The sequence below is a fragment of the Psychrobacter sp. P11G5 genome (genome assembly GCF_001593305.1).
Classification (GTDB): domain Bacteria; phylum Pseudomonadota; class Gammaproteobacteria; order Pseudomonadales; family Moraxellaceae; genus Psychrobacter.
Window position 1 is genome coordinate 1564942 of sequence record NZ_CP012533.1, and the last position, 15696, is coordinate 1580637.

The 15696-nt window shown below is 40.1% G+C and carries 13 protein-coding genes; 6 read left to right on the forward strand and 7 right to left on the reverse strand.

The window, feature by feature from the left end; all coding sequences use genetic code 11:
* Positions 1-24: 24 nt before the first annotated feature.
* Genes AK825_RS06560 through AK825_RS06570 form a run of 3 tightly spaced genes read right to left on the reverse strand, consistent with a single transcriptional unit; the run spans position 25 to position 3232 of the window.
* Positions 25-1023: an NAD-dependent epimerase gene (locus AK825_RS06560; RefSeq protein WP_068035611.1), complete on the reverse strand. Its 999-nt coding sequence runs from the start codon at positions 1021-1023 to the stop codon at positions 25-27.
* Complete coding sequence (locus AK825_RS06565) at positions 1023-2189, reverse strand: nucleotide sugar dehydrogenase (protein WP_068035614.1); 1167 nt, start codon at positions 2187-2189, stop codon at positions 1023-1025. The genes AK825_RS06560 and AK825_RS06565 overlap by 1 nt, the downstream gene beginning before the upstream one ends.
* A gap of 44 nt (positions 2190-2233) precedes the next feature.
* A complete protein-coding gene (locus AK825_RS06570) occupies positions 2234-3232 on the reverse strand; it encodes a Stealth CR1 domain-containing protein (RefSeq protein ID WP_068035616.1) in 999 nt (332 codons plus the stop codon).
* A 285-nt stretch (positions 3233-3517) separates the two neighbouring features.
* Between AK825_RS06570 and AK825_RS06575 the strand changes: the two genes are divergently transcribed.
* A complete protein-coding gene (locus tag AK825_RS06575) occupies positions 3518-4615 on the forward strand; it encodes a glycosyltransferase (RefSeq protein ID WP_068035618.1) in 1098 nt (365 codons plus the stop codon).
* A 2-nt stretch (positions 4616-4617) separates the two neighbouring features.
* Here the strand turns inward: AK825_RS06575 and AK825_RS06580 are convergent, their stop codons facing one another.
* From AK825_RS06580 to aspS, 4 genes are all read right to left on the reverse strand, one after another.
* Complete coding sequence (locus AK825_RS06580; protein ID WP_227514128.1) at positions 4618-5502, reverse strand: hypothetical protein; 885 nt, start codon at positions 5500-5502, stop codon at positions 4618-4620.
* Positions 5503-5604: 102 nt separating this feature from the next.
* A complete protein-coding gene (locus AK825_RS06585) occupies positions 5605-6408 on the reverse strand; it encodes a glycosyltransferase (RefSeq protein ID WP_068035622.1) in 804 nt (267 codons plus the stop codon).
* A 95-nt stretch (positions 6409-6503) separates the two neighbouring features.
* On the reverse strand, positions 6504-7442 hold the full coding sequence (locus AK825_RS06590) for a lysophospholipid acyltransferase family protein (protein WP_068035624.1): 939 nt from the start codon (positions 7440-7442) through the stop codon (positions 6504-6506).
* A gap of 67 nt (positions 7443-7509) precedes the next feature.
* A complete protein-coding gene (gene aspS, locus AK825_RS06595; RefSeq protein ID WP_227514129.1) occupies positions 7510-9369 on the reverse strand; it encodes an aspartate--tRNA ligase in 1860 nt (619 codons plus the stop codon).
* A 508-nt stretch (positions 9370-9877) separates the two neighbouring features.
* On the opposite strand from aspS, the gene sohB reads away from it, so the two are divergent.
* From sohB to AK825_RS06620, 5 genes are all read left to right on the forward strand, one after another.
* A complete protein-coding gene (sohB, locus tag AK825_RS06600) occupies positions 9878-10846 on the forward strand; it encodes a protease SohB (RefSeq protein ID WP_068035626.1) in 969 nt (322 codons plus the stop codon).
* 261 nt (positions 10847-11107) lie between these two features.
* Positions 11108-12343, forward strand: coding sequence for an acyl-CoA dehydrogenase family protein (locus tag AK825_RS06605; RefSeq protein ID WP_068039123.1), 1236 nt, complete (start codon positions 11108-11110; stop codon positions 12341-12343).
* Between the two features lie 170 nt (positions 12344-12513).
* Entirely contained in the window at positions 12514-13776 is a 1263-nt protein-coding gene (locus AK825_RS06610) for a phosphotransferase family protein (protein ID WP_068035628.1), read from the forward strand.
* Positions 13777-13808: 32 nt separating this feature from the next.
* Positions 13809-14561, forward strand: a complete 753-nt coding sequence (locus AK825_RS06615) for a histidine phosphatase family protein (protein WP_068035630.1) — start codon at positions 13809-13811, stop codon at positions 14559-14561.
* A gap of 245 nt (positions 14562-14806) precedes the next feature.
* Positions 14807-15676 carry an SDR family oxidoreductase gene (locus AK825_RS06620; RefSeq protein WP_082787189.1) on the forward strand — a complete coding sequence of 290 codons (870 nt, stop codon included), beginning with the start codon at positions 14807-14809 and terminating at the stop codon, positions 15674-15676.
* Positions 15677-15696: the final 20 nt, after the last annotated feature.

The following is a 15696-nucleotide window of genomic DNA, read 5'->3' on the forward strand; positions in this document are numbered from 1 at the left end:
AAATTGTTTGTGAAAAACTTTTACTTAAACTGAGTAATATTGTTTGTACCACGCGACAAATCTTGCAATTCCATCTTCAATATTGGTTTCAGGCTTAAAGCCAACGTCACTTATAAGCTCATTTATATCCGCATAGGTAATCGGTACATCACCTGGCTGCATTGGCAATAAGTTTTCTTTGGCTTTTTTACCACAGGCGTTTTCAATTGCTGTAATAAAACGGCGCAAAGTAATAGGCTGATTATTACCGATGTTATAAATTTTATATGGCGCATTTGCTGTGGTTATGGAAGAGGTCTGAGGAGAAGGAGTCTTATCTATTATACGGACGATACCTTCTACAATATCATCAATGTAGGTAAAGTCGCGTTGCATCTCGCCATTGTTAAATACATCAATTTCTTCACCAGCTAATATCTTTTTAGTGAAGGAAAAATAAGCCATATCAGGTCGACCATAAGGACCATAAACCGTAAAGAAGCGTAAACCAGTCGTAGGAAGGTTATATAAATGGCTGTAGGAATGTGCCATTAATTCGTTAGATTTTTTCGTGGCTGCATATAAGCTGATAGGAAAATCAACACAATCAGCAGTTGTAAATGGCTGCTTTATATTCATACCATAAATAGAACTAGAGCTGGCATATATCAAGTGCTTAACGTTAGTGTGTCTGCATCCTTCAAGAACATTCAAAAATCCCACCACGTTTGAGTCAATATAGGCATTTGGATTTTCAATAGAATATCGTACACCAGCTTGAGCCCCAAGATTGATGACAATATCAAATTTATAGTTAGAGAAGAGAGTAGACATTGCCTCACGATCGGCAAGATCTAGCTTAATAAATGTAAATATATCTGCTGATGAGTTTTCACCTAGCATTTTTATGCGATCATTTTTCAAATCTACATCATAGTAGTTATTGATGTTATCAATACCAACAATAAAGTGGTTCTTATCTAATAATTTTCTTATGAGATGAAAACCGATAAAACCTGCTGCACCAGTTACTAAGATTTTCATTAATCGCTCCCAAATAAATCTCGAGTAAATACTTTGTGCGAGACATCTTGTATATCGGATGACAACCGATTTGCGACAATGACATCACTCATCGCTTTAAATTCTGCCAAATCCTCTATCACGCGCGAATTAAAGAAATCCTTTTCTTTTAAGACAGGTTCATAGACAACAACCTCAATACCTTTTGCTTTAATACGTTTCATAATTCCTTGAATAGCAGAGGCTCTAAAGTTATCCGAACCGCTTTTCATTACCAGCCGATGCACTCCAACGATTTTCGGTTTTCTTTCGATAATTTTATCAGCGATAAAGTCTTTACGAGTTCCATTAGAGTCAACGATGGCTTTAATAAGATTGCTTGGCACTTCATCGTAATTCGCTAATAGTTGCTTGGTATCTTTTGGCAAGCAATAACCGCCATAACCAAATGATGGATTGTTGTAATGATCACCTATACGAGGATCTAAACCAACCCCTTCAATAATTTGTTTGGTTTCTAGTCCAAATATCTGTGCATAAGTATCCAATTCATTAAAATACGCAACACGCATTGCTAAATAGGTATTTGAGAATAGTTTGATAGCTTCGGCTTCAGTAGATTTAGTGAAGAGTTGTGGCACATCTTTTCTTATAGCTCCCTCAAGCAATAAATCTGCAAACAGTTGAGCACGTTTGGACTGTTCGCCAACGACGATTCTTGAAGGATAAAGATTGTCGTACAAGGCTTTCCCTTCTCTTAGAAATTCAGGAGAAAAAATAATGTTCTCTGTTGAATAACGTTTTCTTGCTTCACTAGTATATCCAACTGGTACGGTTGATTTAATAATGATTAAGGCTTTCTGATTTACTGAAATGACTTGCTCGATAACATCTTCTACACTACTAGTGTTGAAATAATTAGTTTTCGAATCGTAATCAGTAGGCGTAGCAATAATAATGAAGTCAGCGTCTTTATAGGCGTTTTTAGCATTTAAGGTCGCTGTAAAATCAATATTTTTGTTCAACAAAAAATCTTCGATATCTTTATCTTCGATAGGAGATTTTTTTGAATTGAGCAGTTCAATTCTTTCTGGGACAACGTCAACTGCAATCACTTTATTATGTTGAGCAAGCAACATAGCATTTGATAAGCCTACGTAGCCTGTACCTACTACTGTTATTTTCATAAAAAATCCAAATATACATTTAATTTATTATTCTAGGTTTGTTTCTATTCACTGGTATCTAATAATAAAGATGGCAAGTGCGCTGAAAATTTCTGCATCATAGCACTAGTAACTCTTTGATAGGAATCTGAATCAAGAAGATCTAGACTTTGTATACAGCCATATTTAACCTCATCTTTTTGTAAATTTGTTATAAAGTTCTCAACACCACTTTTATTTTTTAGATAATTTATAGTTGTAGGAGGTTTTAAACAAGCCTCCTTTTGTTGAATTTTTAAATGGTTTGTAAGGGTAATAGGATTAAATTGGGCGACATCTCTAAATCTATACTTGATTTGCTCGCTTAGTAATTGTACGTTGCTTAAAAGATAAGTTTTTAGTGTGGTTTTATCTACTATATGCGGATAATGATGAATTTCGAAAAACTGATTCATGTTAAGGATCTGAGCGCTTAGCATTTGAGCAGTAGTGTGCTTAGGTTGAACCTTTGTTCCTAATATTTTTTGTAAGGATTTTCTATATTTAAGCTTAGCCTTTATAGCTGAGCTTTTTCTCCAATGACCGTGGATAATAATACTATCATCATCTAGAAAGTCTCCAATTTTTGCAGGCTGATTAAAAAAGAAATCATCATTCATGTATATGAAGTAGTCGGATAGTTCAGGAATATTCCACAACATAGTTTCGATAGATCTGGTATTAAAAGTAGGTAAGAACTGCTCGTAACCTAAAAATATATCTTTGTGATCTACAATGCGAATCTTATCCTTTGGACAAAGACCTTCATTGAAAAATTCATTAATAAACTCTGGTTGTTGTTGGTCAGTAACAACATATATATGGCGGCAGAAAGGAACATATTTAATAATAGAGGCAATATTGTAATAGATCTCATTATTACTTGCGAAGCGTGTTGCACTTACGGCACCTGAGGCTACGTTTTCTGTTTTCTTATAATGTTCTCTTTTCTTTTTAAGTGTTGGACTATCGCCATCTACCCATGCAATTACAACATCTATTTTCCTTTCACCCTGCTGTTTCATATCTTATCCTATCGTTCTATTATTAATATTCTTACAACCAAAGGCTTAGACTGGTATAGTTATACCCTTTACCAGTGTTGTCATTGACGGCTCTTAACGGACAAATCTGACCATAAAAGATAATGATTTTTCTATAGGCAGGAAAACAGAATGCGCATAAAATTTAATTTATGAATAGCGTCATTATGAAAGTAGATGAGACTATCATATAAAGTAAGTTTGCTGCAATAATTAACGGATTGGTTGGTTATTAATAGATATTAAGAAAGCTATATCAAGGCAATTATGACTCAACCTATTATTCTCCTGATATTAAAAGCACTAGAGGGGCGCGGTGCTGAACGTATGGTCACCACATTGGCTCGTGCCTATGTGAAGATGGGCTATCGTGTTCATGTACTTTGCTTAGAGAATACGCAGGAGATGATACTAGACTCTCGCGTTCAGCATCATATGGTTTCGTACAATGAGCCTCTCTTTGAACAAGAAATTGAACAAGTAGCCGCATACAAGGCAGTTGCTGAGCGTATAGATTGTTATGTTGTTGAAAATATAGGAAAGCCAGATTTAATACTCGTCAATATCTATAAACTAAATTGGATTATGGCTTACAGCCAATTACCGAATATAGTAAATGTATTGCATACGGCATTATCTAGACAATTCAAAGATAAATTGTCAAGAGCGCCAGATCATACTATCGCACACTTGAAATTTGTATATGGTACTCATCCTTGTAGCTGCGTGAGCAAGGGTGCACGTAAAGATTTAATAGCGCTTATAGGCAATATTAGTAGGACGACAACGATTTATAATCCATGTGATGTTGATGAAATTAAAAAGGCAGCCTTACAGCTGCCAGATATTGAACAATTCGGCTTAACCCTTAAAGGATATATAATTCACGTAGGATCGTTAGATACGATGAAGGGTCATCGTGATTTGTTGCAAGCGTATGCTAGGACAGACCGTAAGCTGCCGTTGGTACTAGTCGGTAAGGGCAAGCTTGAAGATGAGATTGAACGGTTATCCATTCAACTTGGTATTAAAGATTGTGTGAAATTTTTGGGGTTTCAAGCCAATCCTTACTCTTTGATTTCGTCGTCAGCATTGCTGGTACTTTCATCAAAGTTTGAAGGGTTTGGTTATGTCATCGTAGAAGCGCAAGCGTTAGAGGTGCCGGTAATTAGTACTGATTGTCCATTTGGTCCAAGAGAGCTATTACCGGAACAAAACTTAGTACCTGTCGGAGATATTGATGCATTAACAACACTAATTAATGAAGCAATGAGTAATCTGAGCAAATACAAAGCGCCTTTAAATCAGCAAATGTTGCCCAACCACATTGCTTATCAATATCTAAAGTTCGGTCAAAATTATTGAAGTTAAAAATGAGGTAAATCGAGGTTATTGAATAAGCTTCTAGAAATAGGAGAGTGATTATAAACAGTAACTCCATGTTCTTTGTAGGCTCTGCCTAATAAATTAAACGATGGCACAATACGATCATTAATTGCCTTATCAAGTTTACTTGGAGCGCTATTGTCTGTATTTTCATAAAATCGTGGCTCATTGCTATTAAGTAGATCGATACCGTAAAGATGAATGACGCTAGCGTGACGAGAAAATGCTAACTGCGCTGCCACATAAGCCACTGTGCTTGCTTCTACAAATCCATAGGTAACATCAAGAGATACTCCGATAGCAGTAGGTTTATGACTATCCTCAATGATAAAATTAGGATTTTTAGCAAAGTAGGATAAAGGTTTTTTTCTATTAAACCATCTTTTTTTAAAAGCTAACTTACTAAACAAAAACTTATTTGATTTGACTCCCCAAGGTCTATCTACTGGGTATAGTATACGCATTGCATTATGATAAGTACGCATGATATCAGGATGTGTTACGGCCAGTGCTTCAAACACAGCTAAAGTCGCATATAAGGGCTGACCCGTATAATGCTGCTGTAAAATTTCAGGATGATGGTTGATAAAATAGGCATCGCTAATCACATAACCGACGACATCAGTAAAGCAATATTGCTTAGTTAGACTAATACTACCGTTGACAAAAATAGTGGGTATATCTAGTAAATCTGAGAGTTGTAAATGAGTAATAGAAGGGCCAGAGGCGATAATATTTATGGCTTGCTTATGCAGGCTTTGTTTTGATTCCTTGGCATTAAAAGCTTCGATAGTGATGGTCTGATTGTCAATATCAAAGTCAACGGTGGAAGGTAGTGCCAAATTTAGCGCCATATTATTTTCCAATTTTTACTTTCAACCGCTTCATGTCATTGTTTTTTGATAGCTATAATACTGATCAATTATATCGCGTTGAATAAGGAAGTAATAATAGGCGCCTAAATATTTTTACAGCCAATACTTTTTTAGCCAAGGACTTGGCTTCACATGGCGATACCATTTACCACCGCCTCCAGCTATCGCATCTGGTGGATTAATCTCCCCGTGGAAGATAACGATTTTTGCGCCGTCAGGAAGTGTTGGTGCTCGTATCAAATTAAAAGGAATGGGTGCAATACACTGATATTTAAAGCTGACGCACCATTCCTTATCCCAGTATTCTAAATGATGATGTTCACGTAAATAGTTTGATAGATAAGCCTGTTCATGGCGTACTTCCGAGCTGATTTTAGCAAAATTCTGCTCAAAATTATTTAGTAAGTTGGGGTAAGTGTTTTGACCGATTTTAAATCGATACACTGAGCTATTACCCACCATGCGCCATGGCTTCTTCCAGTCACGGATAATCACGACACTATCATCATGTTCGGCTTTATAAGTGAAGAAGCTATCAATATTGTCAACGATAACGATATCAATATCTAAAAATAGCGCGATACCTTTTAGACCATATAATTCAGGCTTAAAAGTAGTGAGCTTTTTCCAGCCGCGCTCAGGCAGCCCAGCTGGTAGATTAAGTTCAGGGATAGGATAGCATTTTACTGCAGGATCAATACCGCTACTATCATCAGTTAGGCAAACCATTTGAAAGTCTAAAGTCAGATGCCTACTGACCATATTGTACAAGCGGTTGACGTATTCAGGACCATACTTGTTACCCCATTTCATACAGATGATATAACGCTGTTCAGTCTTACTATCGCTGGTATGAACTTGAACGGTAGATAAGGATTCAGTTGTGTCAGTTGCCATAATAGACTCGTATGGATATCAAGGAAGGATTGAGAATGCTGCTAATCTTAGCATAGATGTGATTATCTGTACGTTAGCAAGCTTAAGCGTACGTACTAGGTATCTACACTATCGTTACGATGCTCAGCCTGATTGACACGAATAAAATCAGCTAGAGCAGTCTCACTAGCGCGATAAGGATTGCCCAAGACAGGTAAGTTTTTGAAACGTCGATAACCCCACATATAATGGTTAAAGTTATCGGTAATCATATTTTCCATAGCCCGATTTAGTGCATCTGCAGCAATAGAGGCATCACGATCGTATAGTGTTGGATCATCTAGCTTATAACAATAAATATCAAAACCGCGCCCATCATCGCGGCGGATACAAGATATTCCGACCAATGCACATTTGGTTTTGCTGGCAAGCTTTGAGGCAAGCGTGCTGGTCAAAGTCTTAACACCAAAGAAGGGTACAACGACACCACCTGAAGGATCAGGAACGTGATCAGGCAGTACAATACTAAAACCACCTTGTTTGAGGGTTTTAAATACTGCTTTGACACCACTACCATCGGTAGGTACTAGCGTTGCATTAAGACGTGCACGGCCTTGGAGGACAAAGTTATTTGTGATATTACCCTTGACAGGCTTGTACATGATAGTCGGCGCGCCAAATTGATTAAGCCAAGCGTTCATCATCTCCCATGTACCGAGATGCGGTACGATAGCGAGCATGCCATTAGGGTTGGCAAGTCCTTCTAATAAAATATCTTTATTATGGACATCACAAATTTGAGCAATGCTCCATTCGGGCAACATTGCCCAGCTTTTGATAGATTCGACGCTACTTAAGCACTGATGACGAACAATATCTTTAACTAAAGTTTGTTTCTGAGATTCAGATAATTTGGGGGTGATAAGTGCCATATTGATTTTAATAGTGCGCACCAAACTTGAATTTGGCAGCCACATTATGATCCAAGCAACAAAACGTGCCAACATCTGCAATACAGACAATGGCACGTATTTGAAAATATGATACGGATTCATGACCATTCACATAGTGATGAATCACATAATAAGCAATGTAAACAAAAGCTGTGCATCATTGAACCACTTATTGAGCAGGTTTATTGGTATCAGCTTGTGCTTTTTCGCGCACACGAATACCAAGATCACGTAGCTGCTTGCTATCGACTTCAGCAGGTGCTTGGGTCAATGGGCACTCAGCAGTTTTGGTTTTTGGGAAGGCAATGACATCACGAATAGAGTCCGCACCGACCATAAGCATAATCAAGCGATCTAAACCAAAGGCCAAGCCACCATGCGGCGGCGCACCAAATTTTAATGCGTCAAGTAAGAAACCAAACTTGTCTTCAGCCTCTTGCTCACCAATACCTAAAGCATCAAGTACGGCTTGCTGCATATCAAAGGTATTGATACGTAAGCTACCACCGCCAACTTCTGTACCATTCAGTACCATATCATAAGCAATAGATAGAGCGTTTTCTGGACTATCTTTTAGCTCCTGCACTGATCCTTTAGGCTTAGTAAACGGATGGTGCATTGATGTCCAGCGACCATCATCAGTTTGCTCAAACATTGGGAAGTCAGTCACCCAAAGTGGTGCCCACTTACACGTCGTCATTGCTAAATCTAGACCAATTTTTTGACGTAGTGCACCGATTGCATCATTGACGATACTGGCTTTATCCGCACCGAAGAAGATAATATCGTTGCTTTCAGCACCAGTACGCTCAATCAAGCTGACCAATACATCATCAGTCATGTTTTTGATGATAGGAGACTGTAGGCCAGATTCTTGCTCCACGCCGTTGTTGATGTTGCTGGCGTCATTGACTTTAATGTACGCCAAACCGCGCGCACCATAGATACCAACAAACTTGGTATAGGCGTCAATCTGCTTACGACTTAATGAGGCGCCACCAGGGATGCGTAGGGCAGCAACGCGACCTTTAAGATCGTTAGCAGGACCGGAAAATACTTTAAATTCAACGTCTTTCATCAAGTCTGCAACGTCGACCAGTTTTAATGGAATACGTAAGTCAGGCTTGTCTGACGCATAGTCACGCATTGCTTCAGCATAAGTCATACGTGGGAATTGCTCAAATTCAACATCCATCATAGTTTTAAATAGATGCTTGATAAGACCTTCGTTGATATTCATGATTTCTTCTTCATTTAAGAAAGAAGTCTCAATATCGACTTGGGTAAATTCAGGCTGACGGTCAGCACGTAAATCTTCATCACGGAAACACTTAGCGATTTGATAATAGCGATCAAATCCTGACACCATTAATAATTGCTTGAACAACTGCGGTGATTGCGGTAAGGCAAAGAAGTTACCTGGGCGCGTACGTGAAGGTACAAGATAGTCACGAGCACCTTCAGGCGTAGCACGAGTCAAAATAGGGGTTTCAACATCCAAAAAGCCATGATCGTCTAAATAACGACGAATTGCTGAAGTGGCTTTGGCGCGGAACACCATACGCTCTTGCATTTGCGGACGACGCATATCAAGATAGCGATACTTTAAACGCAAATCTTCTGAAACCGTTGTATTTTCATCATTCAAAGGAAAAGGCGGGGTTTCAGATTTGGCTAATACTTCAATCTCTTTGCCCAATAGCTCAATTTGACCGCTGGTCATATTAGCGTTTTCAGTACCTTCATAACGACGACGAACGCGGCCAGTGATTTTAAGTACATATTCAGGGCGTACCGCATCAGCAGTGGCAAATGCTTCTGGGGTATCGGGATCAACCACTACCTGCAGAAGGCCTGCACGGTCACGCATGTCTAAGAAGATCACCCCACCATGATCGCGACGACGATGTACCCAGCCTACGATACTAATAGTTTGTTCCAGCAAGCTTTCAGTGACAGCACCACAATATTCGTCTCGGTATTCGCTGTGCATCGCCATTTCGCTATCCGTTGTAATACTCTGCGTCATAATATTAGTTATCCAGTTGTCAGCCCAGTTCAAAGTACAATAATGCAGCCATCGCTATGTGATTTCAACCATCGCTATTTTTTGATTAACCCAGTACAAACTATTATGGCAACTATAGCCATTTAGTAAGCTTAGCGTAGTTTGTCGATTGAAATTATTGGTTCAAATGGCGCCGCTATCTTAATGCATGTTGTATTCATGTCATTAAAAAATAGCAAATAAAACGCGATCAAGACAAATCCTCGTCGCGTTGGCTGCATAAAAATAGATGTAAGCGCATATTATGCCTAAAGTGCTTTTGTTATACAACTCTCCTCGCGCAATCCTAGTACAATCAACCATTACTGATGAGGTGACATAAGATTATTACAGTACTCTTATACCGTTAGCTCATAAAGTGATTAAATATTGCCACCTTGCTTGAAAACTATCTATAACGTGCACATATCAAGCTAACGCTAACCCTATAATGTAAACAAGCTAGCATCTTATTTAAGGAAACCGCTTCATGCTATTTCATCCTTCTAAAAACCCTGTTGAGTTAAGAATTATTCATCTAAATAAAAGCCAAGAACAACGTCGCCAAGATTTAATGGAAGCGACGCAAGGCAAAGCTGCATTAAAACAGTTAAAAAAGCGCATGGCCAAAAAAGCCAAGCAAGCTCTAAAAGATAAAGCCAAAGGTAAAAATAAAGGTCAGCAAGTATTCGTACTCGACTTCGATGGTGATCTTAAAGCGACTGCTGTTAAGCATTTGCGTGAAGAGATTAGTACGCTAATAAGTACGGCTAATGAAGGTGATGAGGTCGTTGTGCGTCTCGAATCAGGTGGTGGCTTAGTGCATGGATATGGGCTTGCAGCAGCGCAGTTAGCTCGTCTAAAAGATGCGGGGCTTAAGTTGACCGTCTGTGTGGATAAAGTAGCTGCGAGCGGCGGTTACATGATGGCCTGTGTTGCTGATAAGATTATCGCAGCACCATTCGCTGTTATCGGTTCGATTGGCGTAGTCTCGCAGCTACCGAACTTCCATAAATGGCTCAAAAACCACGATGTTGATTACGAGATGTTCACGGCAGGTGACTACAAGCGTACGGTAACGGTCTTTGGTGAAAACGATGCAGAAGATCGAGCCAAATATCAAGAAGAGCTTGAGCAAACGCATGTGCTATTTAAACATTTTGTCAATCGCTATCGCTCAATGCTAGATTTAGATAAAGTGGCTACCGGCGAGCATTGGTATGGTGAAGATGCTTTGCATCTCAATTTGGTTGATAAACTCCAAACCTCGGATAGCTACCTTTTAGAGCTGATGGACAACAATGAAGTCTATGCACTGCATTCACGCCAAAAGCCAACCTTGGCAGAAAAATTAGGGCTGTCGCAAGCGGCAGAAGCAACTTTGAGTATGGCTGCTGATAAGCTACCTGATGCTTTGATGCGCTTTGATTTTAACAGCCGTTTAAATATTTTGAAATAGAATATTAGCGACTAGATGCAATCATAAGACACAAAATTATTGCTGAAAATTGTGTATTGATTTAACAAATTCGTTTAGTAAATATAAAGGTGTGGCCTAGTCGGTCGCGCCTTTTTTGCTGTTTATTCATAATGCCTATGTTATAAATGTAGCAGACAAGAAAGAGTAAACGTACGTACACCGTAAAAGCTAAACTAGAGTTTGATTTAAAATATAACAAGGAAGAGGGATATAATAATGTCTACCAACACATCTACTGCTATGTTCACCGCAACGCCACATGGCCAAGCTATGTATGAGCAAGTCAAAGACTTTATCGCTACTCAAATTGAGCCGATAGAAGCGCAGTTTTGGCAAGATTGTCACGAGCAAAATCCTGATGGCAATTGGAAAAACTGGCAATGGCCTGAAAAATACGAAAGCTTACGTAAGCAAGCTCGCGAAGCTGGATTATGGAATCTGTTTTTACCTGATGACACGTTAGGTGCTGGGTTATCAGTTACTGATTATGCACCGATTGCGGAGTTGACAGGACGTAGCTTATTAGCGCCTTATGTCTTTAACTGCAACGCTCCTGATAGCGGCAATATGGAGCTGCTATGGCGTTATGGTTCTGAGGAGCAGCAGGACAGATGGTTGACGCCATTATTAGAAGGTAAAACCCGCTCGGTATTTTGTATGACTGAGCCTGAAGTAGCGTCAAGTGATGCGACCAATATGCAGGCAACTGCTGTGGTTGAAGGTGATGAAATAGTCATTAATGGTAGCAAATGGTGGTCATCTGGCCTTGGTGACCCTGCCGTTGATGTATTGATTGTTATGGCTTATACCCCTGACGAGAGTAAAGATCGTCACCATCAGCATTCTATGGTATTGGTACCAGCGAAAAATGCAGGGGTCAATATCGAGCGCATGCTAAAAGTATTCGGTGATTATGATGCACCGCATGGTCATGGCGAAGTTAGCTTTGACAATGTTCGCGTACCTGTCGATAGCTTTATCGGCGGACCGGGTATGGGCTTTGAGATTGCTCAAGGTCGACTAGGGCCAGGTCGCATTCATCACTGCATGCGTTGTATTGGTGCAGCAGAGAAGTCGTTAGAATTGGCAGTGAAACGCGGCATGGAACGTACCGCATTTGGCCAGCCGCTATTACAACTAGGTGGCAACCTCGAGCGTATCGCTGAGGCACGTATCAAAATCGATCAAGCACGTCTGCTTACATTATATGCCGCGCAAAAAATGGATGCACAAGGCACTAAAGCCGCATTGACTGAGATATCAGCCATTAAAGTTGTAGCGCCAACGGTATTACAAGAAGTTGTCGATATGGCGATTCAAATTCATGGCGGTATGGGCGTGTGCCAAGATACGCTGTTGCCAAGCTTTTTTGCACAAGCGCGCGCGCTGCGCTTAGCCGATGGTCCTGACGAAGTGCACAAAACTATGATTGCCAAATTAGAACTAAAGCGTCAAGGGTTTCGCCTTAAACGCTAAATAATAATTTACGAGTAATTAAAATAGCCTAAGCAGGAATAAGTTTAATTTAAGAATAATAGATGACCGACTTTGAAATAGTTTCTTGAAACCATTTAAGTTTAAAATAAGTTTCAAAATATTATTATTAATAAGTAGCTACTAAGCGACCACATGATAAGGAATATCACATGGCAACAGATAACAATAATATGACGACCAATAATAAGGTGTTAGATAAAGGCGGACCAGTACGAGAAGGTGAGGCGCTTGATGCACAAGCAGTTAGTGATTGGTTGCGTGCTCAGAATGTGGATATCACAGGCGAGCCTACCGTTACGCAGTTCTCAGGCGGTGCTTCAAATTGGACATATCGTCTACAATATGGCGGTGATAAAGGCCAAGATCTCATCTTACGCCGTCCGCCAAAAGGTACCAAAGCCAAGTCTGCCCATGATATGGTACGTGAATATACCGTACAGAATGCGCTGATGGATGCTTATCCTTATGTACCAAAGATGGTAGCTTTGTGCACGGATGAAGATGTAATCGGAGCAGATTTCTACGTCATGGAACGTATGGAAGGTATTATTCCGCGTGCCAATTTACCAAAAGAGATTGAACTTAATCCTACGCAGACGCGTGAGCTATGTACCAATGTGATTGATGCCTTGATTGAGTTGCATCAAGTTGATTATCAACAACATCCTGACTTAGTAGCGCTGGGTCGCGGTGACGGCTACTGCGAGCGGCAAGTCAGTGGCTGGGATAAGCGTTATGTGAAAGCCAAAACCCTTAACGTGCCAAGTTTTGCGCTAGTGCGACAATGGCTTGGAAAACATACGCCTGCCGACAGCACTACTTGTGTCATTCATAATGATTGGCGTTTTGACAATGTTATCTTAGATGCCGCTGATCCTACCAAAGTTATTGGGGTATTAGATTGGGAGATGGCTACTTTAGGCGATCCATTGATGGACTTGGGTAGCGCATTGGCTTATTGGATTGAAGAAGATGATAATATCATTATGCAACAGTCACGCCGTCAGCCGACGCATTTAGAAGGCATGATGACACGTGATGAAGTGGTTGAATATTATCTTGAGCGTACTGGTCTACAGATAGAAAACTGGACGTTTTATGAGGTATTTGGGTTATTTCGCTTAGCGGGTATCGTGCAGCAAATCTATTATCGCTATTATCATAAGCAGACACAAAACTCTGCTTTCAAAAACTTTTGGATTATCGTCCATGTCCTGCATGCTAAGTGTCTGAAGCTGATTGCAAAGCATGAAGGCGATGCATTATTTATGACTCATGTACAACCACACTTGCAAGATATGGGTGTGGATGCTGCTACTATTGAGCAGTTGCCAAGCCCTGTACAAAACGTCATTAAAGGTATATTACCAAAAGGCTATTTTGATCAAAAAGCTAACTCATCTGAAGAATAAAACTTTAAAATATAATAAAAGGTAATAGTGTTATGACAACTATTCTCTTGGCGCGCCATGGCCAAGCATCGTTCGGACAAGAAAACTACGATCAGCTCTCAGAGTTGGGTAGTACGCAGGCGCGCTTGCTTGGTCAGCATTATGCGACCACACAGCGCCGTATCGATGCGATATTTACAGGCAGCCTATCACGGCAACAGGATTCTGCACGCTACTTTTGGGAGACCTATCATCTTTCTGTAGCTGCTAGCGATGCTAAACCTGCATTGGATCTGTCGGCTCCTGATAGCTATGTCATTGATACATTCAATGAGTTTAACCATAAAGACGTTTTTATCAAGTCCGACTCGGCTTTTACTACTCAAGAAGCTATTGCCCAAGAGCTTGCCAAGTCTGATACACCAAAGGCTCGTTTAGCTGAATTGTTTAATCTTGCAATGCAGCGCTGGCATGCTGGCGATAATGATTCAGACTATCTAGAAAGTTGGCCACAGTTTAACGTACGTGCGCAACAGGCGCTTGAGCATGTACGCACGCAAGCTATGCAACTGAGTCATTTAGGGCGTGATAGCACTATACTAGTCTTTACTTCAGGTGGAGTAATTGCTGCTATTACTGCTCATTTATTGCAGCAAGGCAGTCAGACAGCCTATCAATTGAATAGAAGTCTTGTCAATACAGGCGTTACCTCTATTACCGTAAAAGAGCAAGCCCCGCGTTTACTATCTTTAAATGAATATAGTCATTTATTTGCTGATGGTAAGCGCTACGTCACTTGGCGCTAACAGGGTTTATAATTGGTTTTAATAAAGACTTCTAGTCACTTCAGTGTATGTAATACGCATATAATAAAGATATAAGAAAGTTAAATGGTTTATCCAGTTGAGAATAGGTAAGCTATAGGCGCATCATTATTGCTTTTGATACACAACCGCCACTCATCGGCTCAGACATATCTACTATAATATGTGGCTTTTCAAAACATTCTTTTAGATTTTATATTAATGCACTGATATATAAGGGACTGCTTATGCAAAATAAATTAATGAGCCTAGTAACGCAGACGGCTAAGCAAGGCAAGGATCAGGCATTAAGTGCCATTCAACCGGCACGCTACTTAAAAGGTTTAACCAAAGCACAAGTTGGGCGCGACAAAACCGTTTTGATAACAGGTGCTAGTTCAGGTCTGGGCGAAGGCATGGCACGGTTATTTGCAAAATTAGGCTACAATTTAGCCATTTGTGCTCGTCGTACCGATCGTTTGGATCAACTTAGAGCTGAGTTGACAGAGCTATATCCTGAGATAAGAGTGGCTTATCGTGTCCTAGACGTCACTGACTATGACGCAATATTTAAAGTGTTTGATGCTTTCGCTGAAGATTTTGGTCACATAGATCGGGTAGTGGTCAATGCTGGAGTAGGTGAGAGTCGCCGTATTGGTAAAGGTCGTTTTGAGACCAATCGCCGTACCGCTGAGATCAACTTTGTCTCTGCATTGGCACAGTGTGAAGCTGCGATGAAAATCTTTCGCGCGCAGAATAATGGTCACTTAGTAGTGATATCTAGTATGTCGGCGATGCGCGGTTTACCTAAGCATATGACTACTTATGGGGCGAGTAAAGCAGGTTTGGCATATTTAGCTGAAGGTATTCGTGCTGACATGCTACTGACTAAATTGCCTATTAAAGTCTCTACTATTTATCCAGGCTATATTCGTACTGAGATTAATACCAATGCCAAACCGCTACCTTTTGAAGTCGATGCAGATACTGGTACTAAAGCTATCGTGGCTGCCATTGAATCTGGTGTTGCACAAGCATGTGTACCAAGCCTACCATGGTCAATCGTAGGGCAGGCGATGAAGCATTTGCCACTTAATGTAGTCAATAAAATAAGCTAGTCGGTTAGTTAACACTTAAT

Coding starts and splice junctions, on each gene's coding strand:
- AK825_RS06560 (WP_068035611.1), bottom strand. CDS start 1,023: ATGAAAATCTTAGTAACTGGTGCAGCAGGTTTTATCGGTTTTCATCTC.
- AK825_RS06565 (WP_068035614.1), bottom strand. CDS start 2,189: ATGAAAATAACAGTAGTAGGTACAGGCTACGTAGGCTTATCAAATGCT.
- AK825_RS06570 (WP_068035616.1), bottom strand. CDS start 3,232: ATGAAACAGCAGGGTGAAAGGAAAATAGATGTTGTAATTGCATGGGTA.
- AK825_RS06575 (WP_068035618.1), top strand. CDS start 3,518: ATGACTCAACCTATTATTCTCCTGATATTAAAAGCACTAGAGGGGCGC.
- AK825_RS06585 (WP_068035622.1), bottom strand. CDS start 6,408: ATGGCAACTGACACAACTGAATCCTTATCTACCGTTCAAGTTCATACC.
- AK825_RS06590 (WP_068035624.1), bottom strand. CDS start 7,442: ATGAATCCGTATCATATTTTCAAATACGTGCCATTGTCTGTATTGCAG.
- aspS (WP_227514129.1), bottom strand. CDS start 9,369: ATGACGCAGAGTATTACAACGGATAGCGAAATGGCGATGCACAGCGAA.
- sohB (WP_068035626.1), top strand. CDS start 9,878: ATGCTATTTCATCCTTCTAAAAACCCTGTTGAGTTAAGAATTATTCAT.
- AK825_RS06605 (WP_068039123.1), top strand. CDS start 11,108: ATGTTCACCGCAACGCCACATGGCCAAGCTATGTATGAGCAAGTCAAA.
- AK825_RS06610 (WP_068035628.1), top strand. CDS start 12,514: ATGGCAACAGATAACAATAATATGACGACCAATAATAAGGTGTTAGAT.
- AK825_RS06615 (WP_068035630.1), top strand. CDS start 13,809: ATGACAACTATTCTCTTGGCGCGCCATGGCCAAGCATCGTTCGGACAA.
- AK825_RS06620 (WP_082787189.1), top strand. CDS start 14,807: ATGCAAAATAAATTAATGAGCCTAGTAACGCAGACGGCTAAGCAAGGC.